15 protein-coding genes are annotated in these 16,479 nt (G+C 71.8%); 8 read left to right on the top strand and 7 right to left on the bottom strand.

What is annotated here, in order from left to right:
• Positions 1-316: 316 nt before the first annotated feature.
• Positions 317-2,407, bottom strand: a complete 2,091-nt coding sequence (locus IE241_RS16660) for a glycosyltransferase (protein WP_190022512.1) — start codon at positions 2,405-2,407, stop codon at positions 317-319.
• A gap of 212 nt (positions 2,408-2,619) precedes the next feature.
• Positions 2,620-4,260 carry a beta-N-acetylhexosaminidase gene (locus IE241_RS16655; protein WP_190022511.1) on the bottom strand — a complete coding sequence of 547 codons (1,641 nt, stop codon included), beginning with the start codon at positions 4,258-4,260 and terminating at the stop codon, positions 2,620-2,622.
• 158 nt (positions 4,261-4,418) lie between these two features.
• Here IE241_RS16655 and IE241_RS16650 point away from each other — a divergent pair, with 158 nt between their 5' ends.
• From IE241_RS16650 to IE241_RS16630, 5 genes are all read left to right on the top strand, one after another.
• On the top strand, positions 4,419-5,129 hold the full coding sequence (locus IE241_RS16650) for a 2-oxo-4-hydroxy-4-carboxy-5-ureidoimidazoline decarboxylase (protein WP_190022510.1): 711 nt from the start codon (positions 4,419-4,421) through the stop codon (positions 5,127-5,129).
• Positions 5,130-5,360: 231 nt separating this feature from the next.
• Entirely contained in the window at positions 5,361-5,741 is a 381-nt protein-coding gene (sdhC, locus tag IE241_RS16645; protein WP_190022509.1) for a succinate dehydrogenase, cytochrome b556 subunit, read from the top strand.
• 8 nt (positions 5,742-5,749) lie between these two features.
• The gene (locus tag IE241_RS16640; RefSeq protein ID WP_190022508.1) at positions 5,750-6,226 is read left to right on the top strand and encodes a succinate dehydrogenase hydrophobic membrane anchor subunit; all 477 of its coding nucleotides are present in this window, start codon (positions 5,750-5,752) and stop codon (positions 6,224-6,226) included.
• Positions 6,227-6,246: 20 nt separating this feature from the next.
• Positions 6,247-8,001, top strand: coding sequence for a succinate dehydrogenase flavoprotein subunit (gene sdhA / locus IE241_RS16635; protein WP_190022507.1), 1,755 nt, complete (start codon positions 6,247-6,249; stop codon positions 7,999-8,001).
• Positions 8,001-8,759 carry a succinate dehydrogenase iron-sulfur subunit gene (locus tag IE241_RS16630; RefSeq protein WP_190022506.1) on the top strand — a complete coding sequence of 253 codons (759 nt, stop codon included), beginning with the start codon at positions 8,001-8,003 and terminating at the stop codon, positions 8,757-8,759. The genes sdhA and IE241_RS16630 overlap by 1 nt, the downstream gene beginning before the upstream one ends.
• Positions 8,760-8,843: 84 nt before the next feature.
• Here IE241_RS16630 and IE241_RS16625 read toward each other — a convergent pair whose 3' ends face one another.
• Positions 8,844-9,239: a MerR family transcriptional regulator gene (locus IE241_RS16625; protein ID WP_190022505.1), complete on the bottom strand. Its 396-nt coding sequence runs from the start codon at positions 9,237-9,239 to the stop codon at positions 8,844-8,846.
• A gap of 62 nt (positions 9,240-9,301) precedes the next feature.
• Here IE241_RS16625 and IE241_RS16620 point away from each other — a divergent pair, with 62 nt between their 5' ends.
• Complete coding sequence (locus tag IE241_RS16620; RefSeq protein ID WP_190022504.1) at positions 9,302-10,084, top strand: alpha/beta fold hydrolase; 783 nt, start codon at positions 9,302-9,304, stop codon at positions 10,082-10,084.
• An 81-nt stretch (positions 10,085-10,165) separates the two neighbouring features.
• A complete protein-coding gene (locus IE241_RS16615) occupies positions 10,166-11,719 on the top strand; it encodes an ABC transporter substrate-binding protein (RefSeq protein ID WP_190022503.1) in 1,554 nt (517 codons plus the stop codon).
• 78 nt (positions 11,720-11,797) lie between these two features.
• Here the strand turns inward: IE241_RS16615 and IE241_RS34210 are convergent, their stop codons facing one another.
• On the bottom strand, positions 11,798-12,010 hold the full coding sequence (locus IE241_RS34210) for an SCO4848 family membrane protein (RefSeq protein ID WP_229899380.1): 213 nt from the start codon (positions 12,008-12,010) through the stop codon (positions 11,798-11,800).
• 97 nt (positions 12,011-12,107) lie between these two features.
• Here IE241_RS34210 and IE241_RS16610 point away from each other — a divergent pair, with 97 nt between their 5' ends.
• Positions 12,108-13,562, top strand: a complete 1,455-nt coding sequence (locus tag IE241_RS16610) for a D-alanyl-D-alanine carboxypeptidase family protein (RefSeq protein WP_373300689.1) — start codon at positions 12,108-12,110, stop codon at positions 13,560-13,562.
• A 165-nt stretch (positions 13,563-13,727) separates the two neighbouring features.
• Here the strand turns inward: IE241_RS16610 and IE241_RS16605 are convergent, their stop codons facing one another.
• The 3 genes from IE241_RS16605 to trpS form a co-directional block, all read right to left on the bottom strand.
• A complete protein-coding gene (locus IE241_RS16605; protein WP_190022502.1) occupies positions 13,728-14,600 on the bottom strand; it encodes a YihY/virulence factor BrkB family protein in 873 nt (290 codons plus the stop codon).
• Between the two features lie 49 nt (positions 14,601-14,649).
• Positions 14,650-15,237, bottom strand: coding sequence for a 2'-5' RNA ligase family protein (locus IE241_RS16600; protein ID WP_190022501.1), 588 nt, complete (start codon positions 15,235-15,237; stop codon positions 14,650-14,652).
• A 133-nt stretch (positions 15,238-15,370) separates the two neighbouring features.
• Positions 15,371-16,384 carry a tryptophan--tRNA ligase gene (gene trpS, locus IE241_RS16595; RefSeq protein ID WP_190022500.1) on the bottom strand — a complete coding sequence of 338 codons (1,014 nt, stop codon included), beginning with the start codon at positions 16,382-16,384 and terminating at the stop codon, positions 15,371-15,373.
• Between the last annotated feature and the right edge of the window lie 95 nt (positions 16,385-16,479).

Genomic DNA, 16,479 nt, shown 5'->3' with positions numbered 1-16,479 from the left:
TGGTCCGGTTTATCCGGACCTGGCCACTGGGACGACGAGCGAGAGAGGCGCACGCCGGAGCGGCGCGGACCCGCACGTTACGGGCAGTGACCCGGCTTCGTCCAGAAAGGGCCCCCGGCACCCCGGTATGACAGTGTGACGGATTGACGGCCTGCGGCGCTGTAGGAGGTGTGGGCCCCACCAGGGTCCGCACCGGACGGCGGTCGGGGCCTCTCCTGTGGGGGGTGGCGGCCCCGGCCGTCCTCCGTTCCGGCCCGCCCTCCCCCTGCCGCGAGGGCCTGCGCCCCTCCTACGCGCGCGCCTACGCCGCGTCCTGCTACGCCGCGTCCTCCTGCGCCACGTCCTTCACCGTGATCGTCAGGTCGTTGGTCACCGTGAAGTACGGCCGCAGCCGCACCTCACCGCGCACGGCGCCCGGGAAGGTGTCGATGCCCTTGCGGTCGGCGAAGTCGCCCGCGAGCCGGCCGACGCGCACCAGCGCGGCCCCTGCCTGCGGCCGCACCCACAGGTCCCAAAGGTCCTGCTCCTCGTCCGGCTTGTGCCGCTGCTGCATCGGCTCGTACGGCAGGCTCCCCGAGCCGTTCTCCAGCGGCACCCGCACGTCGGCCGCGGAGCCGTCGCCGTGGCGCAGCCGCGCGATCAGCTCGGCGCCCTCGCCGAGGGAGGTGCCGTGGGCACGGACCGCGATGCGGATGCCGTCCTCGCCGACCCGCACCTCGGCGGCCTCGGCGTGCTGCGGGCGCAGCCAGGTGCGGACGGCGAGGAAGCCGTCGCTCGTCTCGTACGGGACCACGGCGGCAGCGCCGGCGGCGGTCTGCGCGAGGTCCAGGCCGAGCAGGGCCTTCTGCTCGACCAGCGCTGCGGTCAGGCGGCGGCGCGACTTGTCGCCGGAGCGCTCGGCGTAGGTGTCCCAGCGGCCCTCGGGCAGGGTGTGCGCGGTGCGGTCGAGGCGGGCCTCGACCCAGGTGCCGGGCTCGCGGCGGGCGGGCAGCGGCACGCGCACGGACTCCTTGCCCTTGGTGCCGCGGTGGCGCAGCAGCACGTGCGTGTCCGCGGCGGTGAGCTGGTCGGCGCGCAGGCGGACGACGAGCGAGCCGTCCGCGGCGACGGCGCAGCGGGCCTCGGGGTGGGCGATCTCGCCGGGGGCGGGGGCGGCCACGGCCGGCTGCTTCTTGCGGCCGCCGCCGAACAGGCCGCCGAACAGCCCCTTCTTCTTCTCGGCGGTGGTCGTGGAGCCCGGGCGCAGCTCCTCGAACAGCTCCTCGTAGCGGGCGGCGATGCGCGAGGGCTCGTAGCGGGCGGCGGTCTCGCGGGCGGCGGCGCCGAGGCGGGCGCGCAGCCCGGCGTCCCCGGTGATCTTCAGCAGGGCGTCGGCGTAGGCGTCGACGGCGTCCCGCTCGTGCCCTTCCGGGCCGGCCAGCGGGACGAGCACGCCGTCCGTGCCGTCGGTGAGGATCTCGCGGGGGCCGTAGGGGCAGTCGGTGGCGACGACCGGCAGGCCCGCGTGCATGGCCTCGACGATCGTCATGCCGAAGGACTCGGCGTCGGAGGCGACGGCGGCGACGGCGCCCTTGGACCACTCGGTCTCGATGGGCGAGCGGGCGCCCATGAGCGTGATGCGCTCGTAGAGGCCGAGCTCCTCGATCTGCTTGCGCAGCTTGGCCTTGGCGGGGCCGCGGCCGTAGATGCGCAGGTGCCACTCGGGGCGCTCGGCGGCGATCTTGGCGAAGGCGGCGACGAGCCGGTCGTAGCGCTTGACGGCGACGAGGCGGCCGGCGGAGACGATCAGCCGGGACGTGCCGTCGGAGGGCTCCGCGACGGGGGCGGGGACGGCGTTGGGGATGGAGAGGATGCGCGCGCGGGCGTCGGGGAGGGCCTCGCGGTAGTGCCCGGCGTCGGCCTCGGAGACGGTGGCGAAGGCGTCCAGGGCGGCGATCGCCGGGTCCATCACGGCGTGCAGCTCGGGGACGTGGGCCTCGTGCGTGAGGTGCTCCTGGCCCAGGCGCAGATAGCGGTCGGAGCCGTACTTCGCGAGGTAGCCGATGAGCTTGGGGCGGGTGGCGATGACGACGTCGGCGTCGGTGGCGGCGAGGTGGTCGCGCACGCGCTGATCGGTGAGGGCCGTCGCGGCCATGCGGCCGTTGTCGATGCGCTCGTCCCGGAAGATCTCGCTGGCCTGCTGGTTGAGCGGGGCCTCGTACTCGTCGCCGTCGGTGCCCTCGCGCAGGTCGACCAGGGGCGTGAGGCGTACGCGCGGGTCGATGGCCAGCTCGGGGGCGTCCACGGGCCGGTTGACGCTGATGATCCGGACCTCGTGCCGGTCCGCGAGGGCGGCGGCGAGGTTGACGGTCGAGCGGATGGTGCCGCCGATGCCGTACGCGTTGTGCAGCAGGAATTCGATCTTCATCGGGCCCTCGTTCTGATGCGCGTGCTTCCTCCCGGAGGTTAGGCCCTCGGACGGCGGTGCCGCACGTGCCGGGCTGCGCCCCGCGCAACGGGCGCCCGCGCTGTGCCGGTAATCGCGGATTCCGCCGGATCTCGCCGTCGTGGCCGGTCGCGGTTGCGGTTGCGGTTGCGGCGGGCTTTTCACGTATCCACCGCAACCGCCGCGTCCGGCTCTTACCGGACCCTCGCATCCAGCGTCGCGAAGTCCTGCCACGTCATCGTCGGCTTGCGGGCGTCCCACAGCCGCTGGGCGACCGCGGCCAGCGGCAGCCGGATGCCGTCGGCGACCTGCTGGGCGTTCTGCGCCTCCGGCCGGTCGCACCAGACGGCGAGGCGCCCGCCGAGCACCCGGTCCGGCCCGGCCTGCCCCGGTACGGGCGCCGTGCCGCGCAGCACGGGCGGCGACCACTGCTCGTAGATCCGCTGCCCGGTGGGGTAGCGGAACTGGTTGGGCTCGCCGAGGACGTAGTAGAGGTACTCGTCGTTGAGGTTGACGAGGGTGCGCCCCTCGCCCAGGTACTCCTGCGGGGGGCGGGCGCCGATCTCCTTGCCCGTCCAGTACTCGGCCTCGATGTCCTTGCTCGCGGTCACGACGCCGCCGCGGAAGAAGCCGTCGTTCCACGCCTTGGCCTTCTTGCCGAGGGTGCGCACGAGGGCGGCCCGGTCGTTGAGCCAGCCCGTGGCCAGGTCCTGGACGCGGGCGTGCGGCCCGTACTTCTCCTTGGCGCGGGCGGCCAGGCGCGGGTAGGAGGCCTCGGGGTTCTTGGCCATCAGCGCGCGGTACTCGTCGGCGCCGAGATGGAAGTACCGGCCGGGGAAGAGCGGGGCGTACTCGCGCAGCAGGTCGTCGACGATGCGGGCGGCGTCGGGGTTGGCGATGTCGACGGCGCCGCGGACGGGCTTTCCGGCGGCGTCGCGCAGCTGCAGCGTGGGGTGGGCGGCGATGACGGCGCCGAGGTGGCCGGGCGAGTCGATCTCGGGGATGACGGTGATGTGCAGGGACTCGGCGAGTGCCACGATGCGGCGGACCTCGGCCTTGGTCAGCCGCTGCGGGGAGACGATCTCGGGGTGGGAGTCGCTCTCGATGCGGAAGCCCTGGTCGTCGGAGAAGTGCAGGGCGAGCTGGTTGAGCTTGAGGGCGGACAGCTCGCGCAGCCGGGCCTCGATCCACTCGGCGGTGAAGTGCTTGCGGGCGATGTCGAGGTGGAGGCCGCGCTGGGCGCGGTCGGGGGCGTCGCGCACGACGCCTTCGGGGAGCCCGCCGCCGGAGCGCACGGCCTGCAGGAGGGTGCGCGTGCCGTAGAACACTCCGGCTTCGCCCGCCGAGGCGACGAGCACCTTGCCGTCGCGGGCGGTCAGCTCGTAGGCCTCGGCTGCGAGGGGGCCCTGGCCCGTGCCGGGGCGCAGGACGAGTTCGACGTCGCCGGGGCGGGCGGTGCCGGCCGCGTAGCCGAGCCTGAGCTCGCCGGCCAGGCGGCGGCCCTCGTCGGCGAGCGGGCCGGAGGCGACCACGCGGGCGCCGTCGGCGGGCCGCCAGCCGGGGCCGGGGGCGGCCTCGGCCGAGCGGACGGCGGGGATGGCGCGGGGGACGCCGGCGGGGACGGGGACCTGCGCGGAGGACTGCCGGGCGGGCGAGCGGGACGAGGCGGACGACGAGGAGGAGGCGGAGGTCCCGGGGGAGCGCGAGTCGTCCCCGCCCGGCCGGGTGCCGGTCTCGCGGGGGCAGCCCATGAGGGTCATCGTGGCGAGGAGGACGCCGGCGCAGACGGTCCCCCGGACGGCCGAAGCCCGGGTCATCCTGAGGCGCAGTCCCATGGAGCAAGCCTCCTCTTCCGGAGTCTTTGCGGCTCATTCGGCCCGAATGGGGCGAAGGTAGTCCTCTTTCCCCATACGGCGATCCGCCCATGTCCACCGCGTGCCGGAATCCGCCCCCGTCCGAAGGAAATTCATCCATCCGCCGCACCGTGGCCGATATGCATCGCTACGGTGGCGGCCCCATTCGACTCGTCGGCCGCCCGGCGTCACCGGGTCCGGCTGCCGGAGATTCGGAGGTCACGCTGTACGACCTCGACCGCCACGGCCTCGACCGGCTCAACTCCGCCACCCCGGGCGCCGCCGAGGCCGCCCTCCTCGCCTGCTGCGGCAGCCGCCGCTGGGCCCGCCACCTCGCCGACCTGCGCCCCTACCCCGACCTGCGCACCCTGCTGAACACCGCGGAGCACGCCGCCCGCGCCCTGGCCCCCGCCGATCTGGCCGAGGCGCTCGCCGACGAGACCGCCCCCTCGCACCTCCTCACCACCCCCGGCCGCGCCGACCGCCCCGGCCACCCCGGCCGAGGCGACCCGCCCGGCTCCCCCACTACCGCGGCGCCCGACGCCACCTCCGCCACCTCCTCCGCCTCCGCTGCCGCGACCGAGGCGGCCCGCAGCGCCCTGCGCCAGGCCCAGGCCGCCTACGAGGCCCGGTTCGGCCATGTTTTCGTGCTTTGTCTGGACGGCAGCCGCCCGGACGACGCCCTGGACCGCGCCCTGGCCGCCCTGCGCACCCGGCTCGCCTCCACCCCCGCCGAGGAGGCCGCCGTCACCGCCGCCGAGCTCGCCCGGCTCGCCCGCGGCCGGCTCGCCCGGCTGGCGCCGGACACCCCGCCCATGCGGCCGCGTACCGTCCGGCCGTGCGGGACATAACACCCATTCAGCCGGACGCCGCAGGTCGGACCGGGTGCGGAAATTTCTCCGGAGGCACCCCTTCCGGCCCTTGACGTGCGCGCACATGCCTGTTTGATCACACCTGCGGACCCCGGGACGCCGAACCGACAAGGCGTCGCTACGATGGCCAGGGCCGGTGGACCGTACCCGGCCGGGCCCGACCGACAGAGAAGCCGGCAGGCCCTGATCCCCGCTCCCGGAGGGTTTTCCGTGCCGGCTGGAACGCTGTACCGCGGCCGGGAAGGCATGTGGTCCTGGGTGGCTCATCGAGTCACCGGCGTCCTCATTTTCTTCTTCCTGTTCGTGCACGTCCTGGACACCGCTCTCGTCCGCGTCTCCCCCGAGGCGTACGACGACGTGGTCGCGACGTACAAGACGCCCATCGTGAACGTGATGGAGTACGGCCTCGTCGCCGCCATCCTCTTCCACGCGCTCAACGGTCTCCGCATCATCGCGGTGGACTTCTGGTCCAAGGGACCGCGGCACCAGAAGCAGATGCTGTGGTGGGTCGTCGGTATCTGGGCTGTGCTGATGGCAGGCGCCTTCTACCCCGTGCTCCAGCACACGCTGCGCACGCTGTTCGGGAGCTGAGTCGCGAAATGTCTGCTGAAACCACCCCCGCCACCGCCGCCGCGGCCGACGCCTCCCGCTTCGGCGTCGACAACCCGGCCCCGGTCATCGAAGCGCCCCGCAAGCGCACCAAGAAGAGCCCGAAGACGACCCGCACCAACTTCGAGCTGTACGGCTGGCTGTTCATGCGGCTGTCCGGCATCGTCCTGGTCGTCCTGGTCCTCGGCCACCTGCTGATCCAGCTCGTCCTCGACGGCGGCGTCAGCAAGATCGGCTTCGCCTTCGTGGCCGGCCGCTGGGCCTCGCCGTTCTGGCAGGCCTGGGACCTGGTCATGCTCTGGCTCGCGATGCTCCACGGCGCCAACGGCCTCCGCACGGTCATCAACGACTACGCGGAGCGCGCGACGACCCGTTTCTGGCTGAAGAACCTGCTGTACGCGGCCACGGTGTTCACCGTCCTGCTGGGCACGCTGGTGATCTTCACCTTCGACCCGAACATCCGCTAGAGCCCGGGGCTGACGACACCATGAAGATCCACAAGTACGACACCGTCATCGTCGGCGCCGGTGGCGCCGGCATGCGCGCGGCCATCGAGTCGACCAAGCGCAGCCGCACCGCGGTGCTCACCAAGCTCTACCCCACCCGCTCCCACACGGGCGCCGCGCAGGGCGGCATGGCCGCCGCCCTCGCGAACGTCGAGGAGGACAACTGGGAGTGGCACACCTTCGACACGATCAAGGGCGGTGACTACCTGGTCGACCAGGACGCCGCCGAGATCCTGGCGAAGGAGGCCATCGACGCGGTCCTCGACCTCGAGAAGATGGGCCTGCCGTTCAACCGCACCCCGGACGGCACCATCGACCAGCGCCGCTTCGGCGGCCACAGCCGCAACCACGGCGAGGCCCCGGTCCGCCGGTCCTGCTACGCCGCGGACCGCACCGGCCACATGATCCTCCAGACGCTGTACCAGAACTGCGTCAAGGAGGGCGTGGAGTTCTTCAACGAGTTCTACGTCCTGGACCAGCTGATCACCGAGGTCGACGGCGTCAAGAAGTCGGCGGGCGTGGTCGCGTACGAGCTGGCCACCGGCGAGATCCACATCTTCCAGGCGAAGGCGGTCATCTACGCCTCCGGCGGCACCGGCAAGTTCTTCAAGGTGACGTCGAACGCCCACACGCTCACGGGCGACGGCCAGGCGGCCTGCTACCGCCGCGGCCTGCCGCTGGAGGACATGGAGTTCTTCCAGTTCCACCCGACGGGCATCTGGCGCATGGGCATCCTGCTGACGGAGGGCGCCCGCGGTGAGGGCGGCATCCTCCGCAACAAGGACGGCGAGCGCTTCATGGAGAAGTACGCGCCGGTCATGAAGGACCTCGCGTCCCGTGACGTCGTCTCGCGCTCCATCTACACGGAGATCCGCGAGGGCCGCGGCTGCGGTCCCGAGGGCGACCACGTCTACCTCGACCTCACCCACCTGCCGCCGGAGCAGCTGGACGCCAAGCTCCCGGACATCACCGAGTTCGCGCGCACCTACCTCGGCATCGAGCCCTACACGGACCCGATCCCGATCCAGCCCACCGCGCACTACGCCATGGGCGGCATCCCGACCAACGTCGAGGGCGAGGTGCTGGCCGACAACGACACCGTCGTCCCCGGCCTCTACGCCGCCGGCGAGGTCGCCTGCGTGTCCGTGCACGGCGCCAACCGCCTGGGCACCAACTCGCTGCTCGACATCAACGTCTTCGGCCGCCGCGCGGGCATCGCCGCCGCGGAGTACTCGGCGAAGGCCGACTACGTCGAGCTGCCGGAGAACCCGGCGCAGCTCGTGGCCGACCAGGTCGAGCGGCTGCGCAACTCCACCGGCAAGGAGCGGGTCGCCGAGCTCCGCAAGGAGCTGCAGGAGACCATGGACGCCAACGTCATGGTCTTCCGCACCGAGCAGACCATCAAGACGGCCGTCGAGAAGATCGCCGAGCTGCGCGAGCGCTACAAGAACGTGTCCGTCCAGGACAAGGGCAAGCGCTTCAACACCGACCTGCTGGAGGCCATCGAGCTGGGCAACCTGCTCGACCTGGCCGAGGTGATGGCCGTGTCCGCGCTCGCGCGCAAGGAGTCCCGCGGTGGTCACTACCGCGAGGACTACCCCAACCGCGACGACGTCAACTTCATGCGCCACACCATGGCGTACCGCGAGGTCGACGCGGACGGCAAGGACTCGATCCGCCTCGACTACAAGCCGGTCGTCCAGACCCGCTACCAGCCGATGGAGCGTAAGTACTGATGAGCACCGCGACTCTCGACAAGGTCGAGGCCGACTCCGCGGCCTCTCCCTACATCACGGTCACCTTCCGCGTCCGCCGGTTCAACCCGGAGGTCTCGGACGAGGTCACCTGGCAGGACTTCGAGGTCGAGATCGACCCCAAGGAGCGGGTCCTCGACGGCCTCCACAAGATCAAGTGGGACGTCGACGGTTCGCTGACGTTCCGCCGCTCCTGCGCGCACGGCATCTGCGGCTCCGACGCGATGCGCATCAACGGCAAGAACCGCCTCGCGTGCAAGACGCTGATCAAGGACCTCAACCCGTCGAAGCCGATCACGGTCGAGCCCATCAAGGGCCTCACGGTCCTGAAGGACCTCGTGGTCGACATGGAGCCGTTCTTCCAGGCCTACCGCGACGTGATGCCCTTCCTGATCACCAAGGGCAACGAGCCGACGCGCGAGCGCCTGCAGTCCGCCGAGGACCGCGAGCGCTTCGACGACACCACCAAGTGCATCCTGTGCGCCGCGTGCACGTCCTCGTGCCCGGTGTTCTGGAACGACGGCCAGTACTTCGGCCCGGCGGCGATCGTCAACGCCCACCGCTTCATCTTCGACTCGCGCGACGAGGCCGGTGAGCAGCGCCTGGAGATCCTGAACGACAAGGACGGCGTGTGGCGCTGCCGCACGACGTTCAACTGCACGGACGCCTGCCCGCGTGGCATCGAGGTCACCAAGGCGATCCAGGAGGTGAAGCGAGCGCTCATCACGCGCCGCTTCTGACCTGCGGTCCGCTTCCGCCGAAGGCCGGGCCCCGCTCCTCCCCGAAGGGGGAAGCGGGGCCCGGCCTTCGGCGTGCCCGCCGGTTCAGGACGAGCGCAGGGCCTGCAGGGCCAGTGCCTCGTCCTCGCGGCGGCGGGTGTGCATGGCCTCGGTGACGCCCAGCAGGGCCTCCTTGCGGCGCCGGAGCTCGGCCATCTGCTCCTCCACCCGGGCGAGCTGGTCGTCTACGGCGCGGACGGAGTGGGTGCAGGTGAGCAGGCCGGGGCCGCCCTGGGCGCAGGGCAGGAGCGTGCGGATGGTCTCCGTCGTCATGCCGGCGTCGAGGAGCTCGCGGATGCGGCCGACGCGCTCGGCGGCGTCCGGGTGGTACCTGCGGTAGCCGTTGGTGTCCCGCTCGGAGCGGAGCAGGCCCTGCTCCTCGTAGTAGCGCAGGAGCCGGGGGCTCACTCCGGTACGGCGGGACAGCTCTCCGATGCGCATGGGCGGTTCTCCCCCATCAGGACTTGACCTTGACACTGGTGTCATACGGCAACCTCTTGGCCATGACACAGATTCCCGCATTCGCCACCACCGTCCACGGCTCCGGCCCCGGCATCCTCCTCGCGCACGGCGCGGGCGGCAGCATCGAGGGCAACTACACGCCGGTGATCCCGGCCCTCGCCGAGCACCACACCGTGGTGGCCCCCGACTACCCCGGCTCCGGTGCGACGCCGCGGGCGACCGGCCCGCTGACCCTGGACGGCCTCGTGGACGGGATCGTGGCCGCCGCCGACGCGGCCGGCCTCGACACCTTCACCCTCCTCGGCTACTCGCTGGGCACCCTGGTGTCCGTGCGGACGGCGGCCCGCTACCCGGACCGGGTGCGCGGCCTGGTCCTGACGGCCGGTCTGGCCAAGCCGGACAACCGCACGCTGGCCTCGCTGTACCTCTGGCAGAAGCTGCTCGCCGAGGGCGACTACGAGGCCTTCGCCCGGTTCGTGGCCCTGTCCGGCTTCGGCGAGGACTTCTACAACGCCATACCCGCCGAGCACCTGCCGGCCTTCCTGGACCTGCTCGCCGCGGGCGTCCCGGCCGGGGCCGCCGAGCAGGCCGCCGTGGTCGCCACCGCCGACAACACCGCCCACCTGGCCGGGATCTCCGTCCCGACCCTGGTGATCGCCACCCTGCAGGACACCCTCGTCTCCCCCGCCAACTCCCGCTTCCTGGCGGACGGGATCCCCGGCGCGGAGTACGCGGAGATCGACACCGGCCACATCCCGATGGCCGAGAAGCCGCGCGAGTGGGAGAAGCTGATCCTCGACTTCCTTGCCCGCAAGGAACTCTGACGATCACTTGGCCGATTTCCCGGACGTACGGCCGTTCCTGTGTTTGAGTGTGGCGCATCACTGGGCGGAGGGGGCGCGGGGATGCGTGGGCTTCGGGCGGGGGCGGCCGTGGTGGCTGCGGTGCTGTTGGCGGGCGGGGCGGGGGGCTGTCAGCTGGTCTCCCCGGGGGATGAGGACCAGGGGCCGATCACCGTCGGCACCACGGACACCGTCACCTCCCTCGACCCCGCCGGCGCCTATGACGCGGGCTCCTGGGCGCTGTTCAGCAACGTCTATCAGTCATTACTGACCTACACCCCGGGCACGGGCTCCCCCGTGCCGGACGCCGCGAGCCGCTGCGGTTTCCAGGGGAAGGGGTTACGCACCTACCAGTGCGAGCTCCGCGAGGGCCTGACGTTCGCCAACGGGCACGAACTGACGACCAGGGACGTGAAGTTCTCCTTCGACCGGATCCTGCGGATCAAGTCCTCCCAGGGACCGCAGTCCCTGCTGGACACCCTGGAGTCCGTCGGCACCGAGGGACGGACGATCACCTTCCGGCTGCGGGTCCCGGATGCCACGTTCCCGTTCAAGATAGCCACCGGCGCCGGCGCCATCGTCGACAGCACGCGCTATCCGGCCGACAGGCTGCGCCCCGGCACCGAGGCCGACGGCTCCGGCCCGTACGTCCTCAAGAGCTACCGTCCGCGCTCCGTGGCCGAGCTGCGGCCCAACAAGCACTACCAGGGCGCCGTCAAGCACCGGGGCGGCGAGGTGACCGTGCACTACTTCCGGGACTCGGCCGCGATGAGCAAGGCCTGGAAGGAACGCTCCCTCGACGTCGCCGGGCGGCTGATGCCCCCGGCCGACATCGCCGCGCACTCCCTGTCGGACACGGGGGTGAAGCTGATGGAGAGCGCCGGCTCCGAGACCCGCTCCATGTTCTTCAACCTGCGCGACGACTCGCCGCTGAAGCCGCCGGCGGTCCGCCGGGCCATCGCCGCCGTCGTCGACCGCGAGGCCCTCGCCCGCGACGTCCACCGCCGCACCGTCGAACCCCTGTACTCCCTCATCCCCCAGGGCCTCACCGGCCACACCACGTCGTTCTTCGACCTCAACCCCCAGCCGGACCCCGAATCCGCACGCGGCATCCTCAGCCGCGCCGGCATCACCACCCCCGTCCGCTTCACGCTCACGTACTCGCAGGGCGCCGCCACCGACGAGGAAGCGGCGCTGCTGAAGCGGCAGCTGGAGGGCACCGGGCTGTTCGAGGTGACCACGCGGCACGTGGAGTGGACGGAGTTCCGGCAGGGCTACGCCCGGGGCGACTACGACGCGTACTGCGTCGGCTGGCTCGCCGACTTCCCCGACCCGGACAACTTCACCACCCCGCTCGTGGGCCGCTCCTCCTCCTTCCGCACGGGCTACGCCAATCCGAAGGTGGAGCAGCTCATCAGCACCGCGCAGGACAGCTCCCAGCGCAGCCGCGTCTCGAAGGACTTCCGGGCCATCCAGGAGATCATCGCCCAGGACGTCCCCGTGCTGCCGCTGTGGCAGAAGAAGGACTATGTGCTGAGCAGCGCGTCCGTCTCGGGGACGCAGTACCTCTCGGACGGGACCGGGCAGTGGCGGCTGTGGGAGCTGGGACGGCTCTGACCAGCCCGGCACCGGCCCGGTGCCGAGCAGGTACAGGGCAGGTGCCTGGCAGGTACCGCCCCGGCGCCCTCGTCGCTCCTATGACGTGCGCCGCAGCGCCCTGACGCCGCGCAACCCGATCAGCCCCACGGCCGTCCCCAGAAGAAACGAGGTGATGGCGAGCGCGAGGTGCACCCAGAAGTACGCGGTCGGATCACCCGCGTCGTCAAAGGCGAGACCGCTGCCGTCCTTCCATAGGTTCTTAGCGAAGGTGACCCAGATGACCCAGCTCCACGCGCCGAAGGCGAGCAGGAACCAGGAGACGGGACGGGAGAGGACGGCGGGGGCGGCGGCAGGAGCGGCGGAGGCCCCGGACGCGGCGGGGGCGGCGTCGGACGTAGTGCTCGGCATGGGTTTCAGTATGCGTTCGGGTCAGCGCACTAGTCCTATCGGGTCCCCGGCCGTCATCCGAGCCAGTGAGGCGGCGACTGGAACCCCCAGGTGGCGGGGTAGTTTCACGGACGTGCCGACGACGACATCACGCCCCACGCGGGCCGCCGCGACGCGACGACGTCACGGGGCCGCGCTCGCGGCCGCCGCCTCCCTGTTCGTCCCGTTGATGACCGCCGCCCCCGCCCTCGCCGATCCCACCCCCTCCCCGACCCCGAGCCGCCCGAGCGTGAGCCCCAGTCCCTCGGGCGCCCGGGCGCCCGAGGGCGCGACCGCCAGGGAGGACGACGGCAAGGGCGTCGGCCGGGGCGCGCCCCGCAGGCCGCCCGTCAGGATGTCCACCGTGGGCGGCGAGATGCTGGGCCGGCCGGGACCGCAGGTGCAGCTCGGGCCGGGTGCGCCGGAGCTGCCCAAGGAGCTCAGCGGGCGCTCCTGGCTCGTGGCCGACGCCGAGTCGGGCGAGATCCTCGCCGCGAACAACGCGCACTGGCAGCTGCCGCCGGCCTCGACCCTGAAGATGCTCTTCGCCGACACGGTGCTGCCGAAGCTGCCCCGGACGAAGACGCACCGGGTCGATCCCTCCGACCTGGAGGGCATGGGCGCGGGGAGCAGCGCCGTGGGGGTCAAGGAGGGCTCGTCGTACAGCGTCCACGACCTGTGGCTGGGCGTGTTCCTGCGCTCGGGCAACGACGCGGTGCGCGTCCTCGCGTCCATGAACGGAGGGATCCCCAAGACCGTGAAGGACATGCAAGCGCACGCCGAGGACCTGCAGGCGCTGGACACCCACGTCGTCACCCCCGACGGCTACGACGCGGACGAGCAGGTCTCCAGCGCGTACGACCTGACGCTGTTCGCCCGTTCGGGGCTGCAGAAGGCGGACTTCCGGGAGTACTGCTCGACGGTGTCGGCGCAGTTCCCCGGCGAGGAGAAGCCGGGCAAGCCGCGCGAGAGCTTCGGCATCGTCAACACCAACCGGCTGCTGACGGGCGAGGGCATGCCGGGCGGCATGCCGTACAAGGGCATGGCCGGGGTGAAGAACGGCTCGACCACGAACGCGGGCAACACCTTCACGGGCGTCGCCCAGCACGACGGGCGCAAGCTGCTGGTGACGGTGATGAACCCGGAGATCCAGGAGCAGTACGAGGTCTACAAGGAGACCGCGCGGCTGCTGGACTGGGGCTTCGAGGCGGCCGGGCACGTCAAGCCGGTCGGCATGCTGGTTCCCCCGAAGGGAGGCGCCGCGGGCGGCAAGGGCGGCGCCGGCAAGGCCGGCGGGGACCACTCGCAGGCCTCGGTGGCGAGCTCGGGCTCCGGCGGGATGTGGACGGCCGTGGGCATCGCGGGCGGCGCGGTGGCGGCCCTGGCCGCGGGAGCGTTCGTCGTCCACCGCCGCTGGCCGAGGCCGAAGGGGTAGCCGGTACGTCGCCGGTCCGGCGGTTCCGCATTCCGCCGGACCCTCGCCGTAGGGGATTCTCGCCGTGGCGGCGGGCTTGTCCTTTCCGCCGCGGCGGCAGCCGCTTTCCTGCCGCCGCCGCGGCGCGAAACCAGGACGGCGGCAGTCGGCGGTGCCGGGCCGGCCTCAGGCCGTACGGGCCTTTTCCTGCGGCTGCTCGTCCGCAGGACGTGTCGCCGTCCACGCCGCGCAGAACAGCACCAGCTTCGCCATGAAGTTGATCCACAGCAGCAGCGCGACGGGCGTGCCGAAGGCCCCGTACATGCTCTTCGCCGCCACGCCCCGCAGATAGCCGCCGAGCAGCAGTTTCAGCAGCTCCAGGCCGAGCGCCCCGAGGAACGCGCCGACGACGAGGCGGCGGCGCGGGGGCAGGACGCCGGGCAGCCGGGAGAGCACGTAGAGCATCAGCAGGAAGTCGGCGAGGACGGCGATGCAGAAGCCGGCCGCGGTCAGCAGCGCGCCGATGCCGTCCAGCCCGGTCTTGGCGGCCACCCAGTCCACGGCCGCCGACGCGAAGGCCGAGCAGCCGAGCGAGACGAGCGCGACGCCGCCGAGGCCGAGGAGCAGCGCCCCGTCCTTGAGCTTGAGCACGACGGGGTTCCCGGGGCTCTCCTCCTTCTCCCAGACCGCGCGCAGGCACTCCCGCAGCGAGCCGATCCAGCTGATGCCCGTGAACAGCAGCAGCGCTCCGGCGACAAGGCCGACCGTCCCGGCGTTGTCGACGAGGCCGCTGAGGTCGAGCTGGCCGGAGATGCCGGGCACCTGCTCGGCGAGCCGCCGCTCCAGGTCCCGCATCCGCTCCTCGCTGAGCAGGGCCGCGCCGACGGCGGCGCCGACGGTGAGCAGGGGGAAGAGGGCCACGAAGCTGGTGAAGGTGATCGCCGCGGCGAGGCGGGTCCACTTCACCCGGTCCAGGGTCTCGTACGAGCGCCACGCGTGGGTCCGCATGAGGCGGGTGATCAGGGGCCCGATGCCGGGGAGCCGCGTCAGCCAGTCCATGGCGTACGTCTACCACCCGGACGGGCGGATACGCCCGCTCCGAGCTGCGCTAACGCGAAGGAGCGGGGGGTCGCACACCGGTCTGCTGGGGGACGGCCGGCGCCGTCCCCTCCCCCTCCCCGAACGGATACTCGCGCTCCAGGCGCCACACGCCGTCGGTGCCCTGCTCGTAGAGGGCGAAGGCGTCGATCGTCCAGGCGGCCTCGAAACCGGCCAGCTCCTCGTAGGCCCGGTCCATGGCCTCCTCGGCGATGCCGTGGGCGACGGTGACGTGCGGGTGGTACGGGAACTGCAGCTCGCGGGCGACGGGCCCGGAGGCGTCCCGGATGCGCTTCTGCAGCCAGGCGCAGGAGGAGGAGCCCTCGACCACGTTGACGTAGACGACGGGCGAGAGGGGGCGGAAGGTGCCGGTGCCGGACAGGCGCATGGGGAACGGCCGGCCCTCGGCGGCGACCCGCGCGAGGTGCTCCTCGATCGCGGGCAGGGACGAGGCGTCGACCTCGGTGGGCGGCAGCAGGGTGACGTGCGTGGGGATGCCGTGTGCGTGCGGGTCCCCGAAGCCCTCGCGGCGCTTCTGGAGGAAGCTTCCGTACGGCTCCGGGACCGCGATCGAAACGCCGAGCGTTACGGTCCCCATTGCGTTCTCCCTCCTGCGCGCCTGTATGTCCCCGTGGCCAGTGTGACGGCTGTGCCACACCCCGTGCCAGAGCTCCTGGTCCCGTACGGGACGGGACCAGGGGCCCGGAGCGCTTCCGGTGGCCCGGCCGCCCTCAGTGCTTGGCGGGCAGGAAGCCCACCTTGTCGTACGCCTGGGCGAGCGTCTCCGCCGCGACCGCGCGGGCCTTCTCGGCGCCCTTCGCCAGGACGGAGTCCAGCGTCTCGGGGTCGTCGAGATATTCCTGCGTGCGCGCGCGGAACGGCGTCACCCACTCCACCATGACCTCGGCGAGGTCCGTCTTCAGCGCACCGTAGCCCTTGCCTTCGTACTTCTGCTCCAGATCGGCCATTCCCGTACCGGTGAGCGTGGCGTAGATGGTGAGCAGATTGCTGACGCCGGGCTTGTTCTCCGGGTCGAAGCGGATCACCGTGTCGGTGTCGGTGACCGCGCTCTTGATCTTCTTGGCGGAGACCTTGGGCTCGTCGAGGAGGTTGATCAGGCCCTTGGGGTTCGCCGTCGACTTGCTCATCTTCGCCGACGGGTCCTGCAGGTCGTAGATCTTCGCCGTCTCGCGGACGATGTGCGCGGCCGGAAGGGTGAAGGTGTCGCCGAAGCGGCCGTTGAAGCGCTCGGCCAGGTCGCGCGTGAGCTCGACGTGCTGGCGCTGGTCCTCGCCCACCGGGACGGCGTTCGCCTGGTAGAGGAGGATGTCGGCGACCTGGAGGATCGGATAGGTGAACAGGCCGACCGTGGTGGCCCCGGAGCCCTGCTTGGCGGACTTGTCCTTGAACTGCGTCATCCGCGAGGCCTCGCCGAAGCCGGTGAGGCAGTTCATCACCCACGCGAGCTGGGCGTGCTCGGGGACGTGGCTCTGGATGAAGAGGGTGCAGCGCTCGGGGTCGAGGCCGGCGGCGAGCAGCTGGGCCGCGGCGAGGCGGGTGTTGGCCCGCAGCTTCTCGGGGTCCTGCGGCACGGTGATCGCGTGCAGGTCGACCACCATGTAGAAGGCGTCGTGGGTCTCCTGCAGAGACACGTACTGGCGGACGGCACCGAGGTAGTTCCCCAGGTGGAACGAGCCTGCGGTGGGCTGGATGCCGGAGAGAGCGCGCGGTCGATCGAGGGCCATGCGCACATTCTCTCAGGTGCGGTGCCCGACTCCGTCCGACGGTGGGGCCGTGAGTAGTAGAAAGGTGGAACACGGGGCACAGCAATGCCCGCACA

The organism is Streptomyces hiroshimensis, from assembly GCF_014650335.1.
Taxonomy (GTDB): domain Bacteria; phylum Actinomycetota; class Actinomycetes; order Streptomycetales; family Streptomycetaceae; genus Streptomyces; species Streptomyces hiroshimensis.
This window is presented reverse-complemented; position numbering and strand designations above follow the sequence as displayed.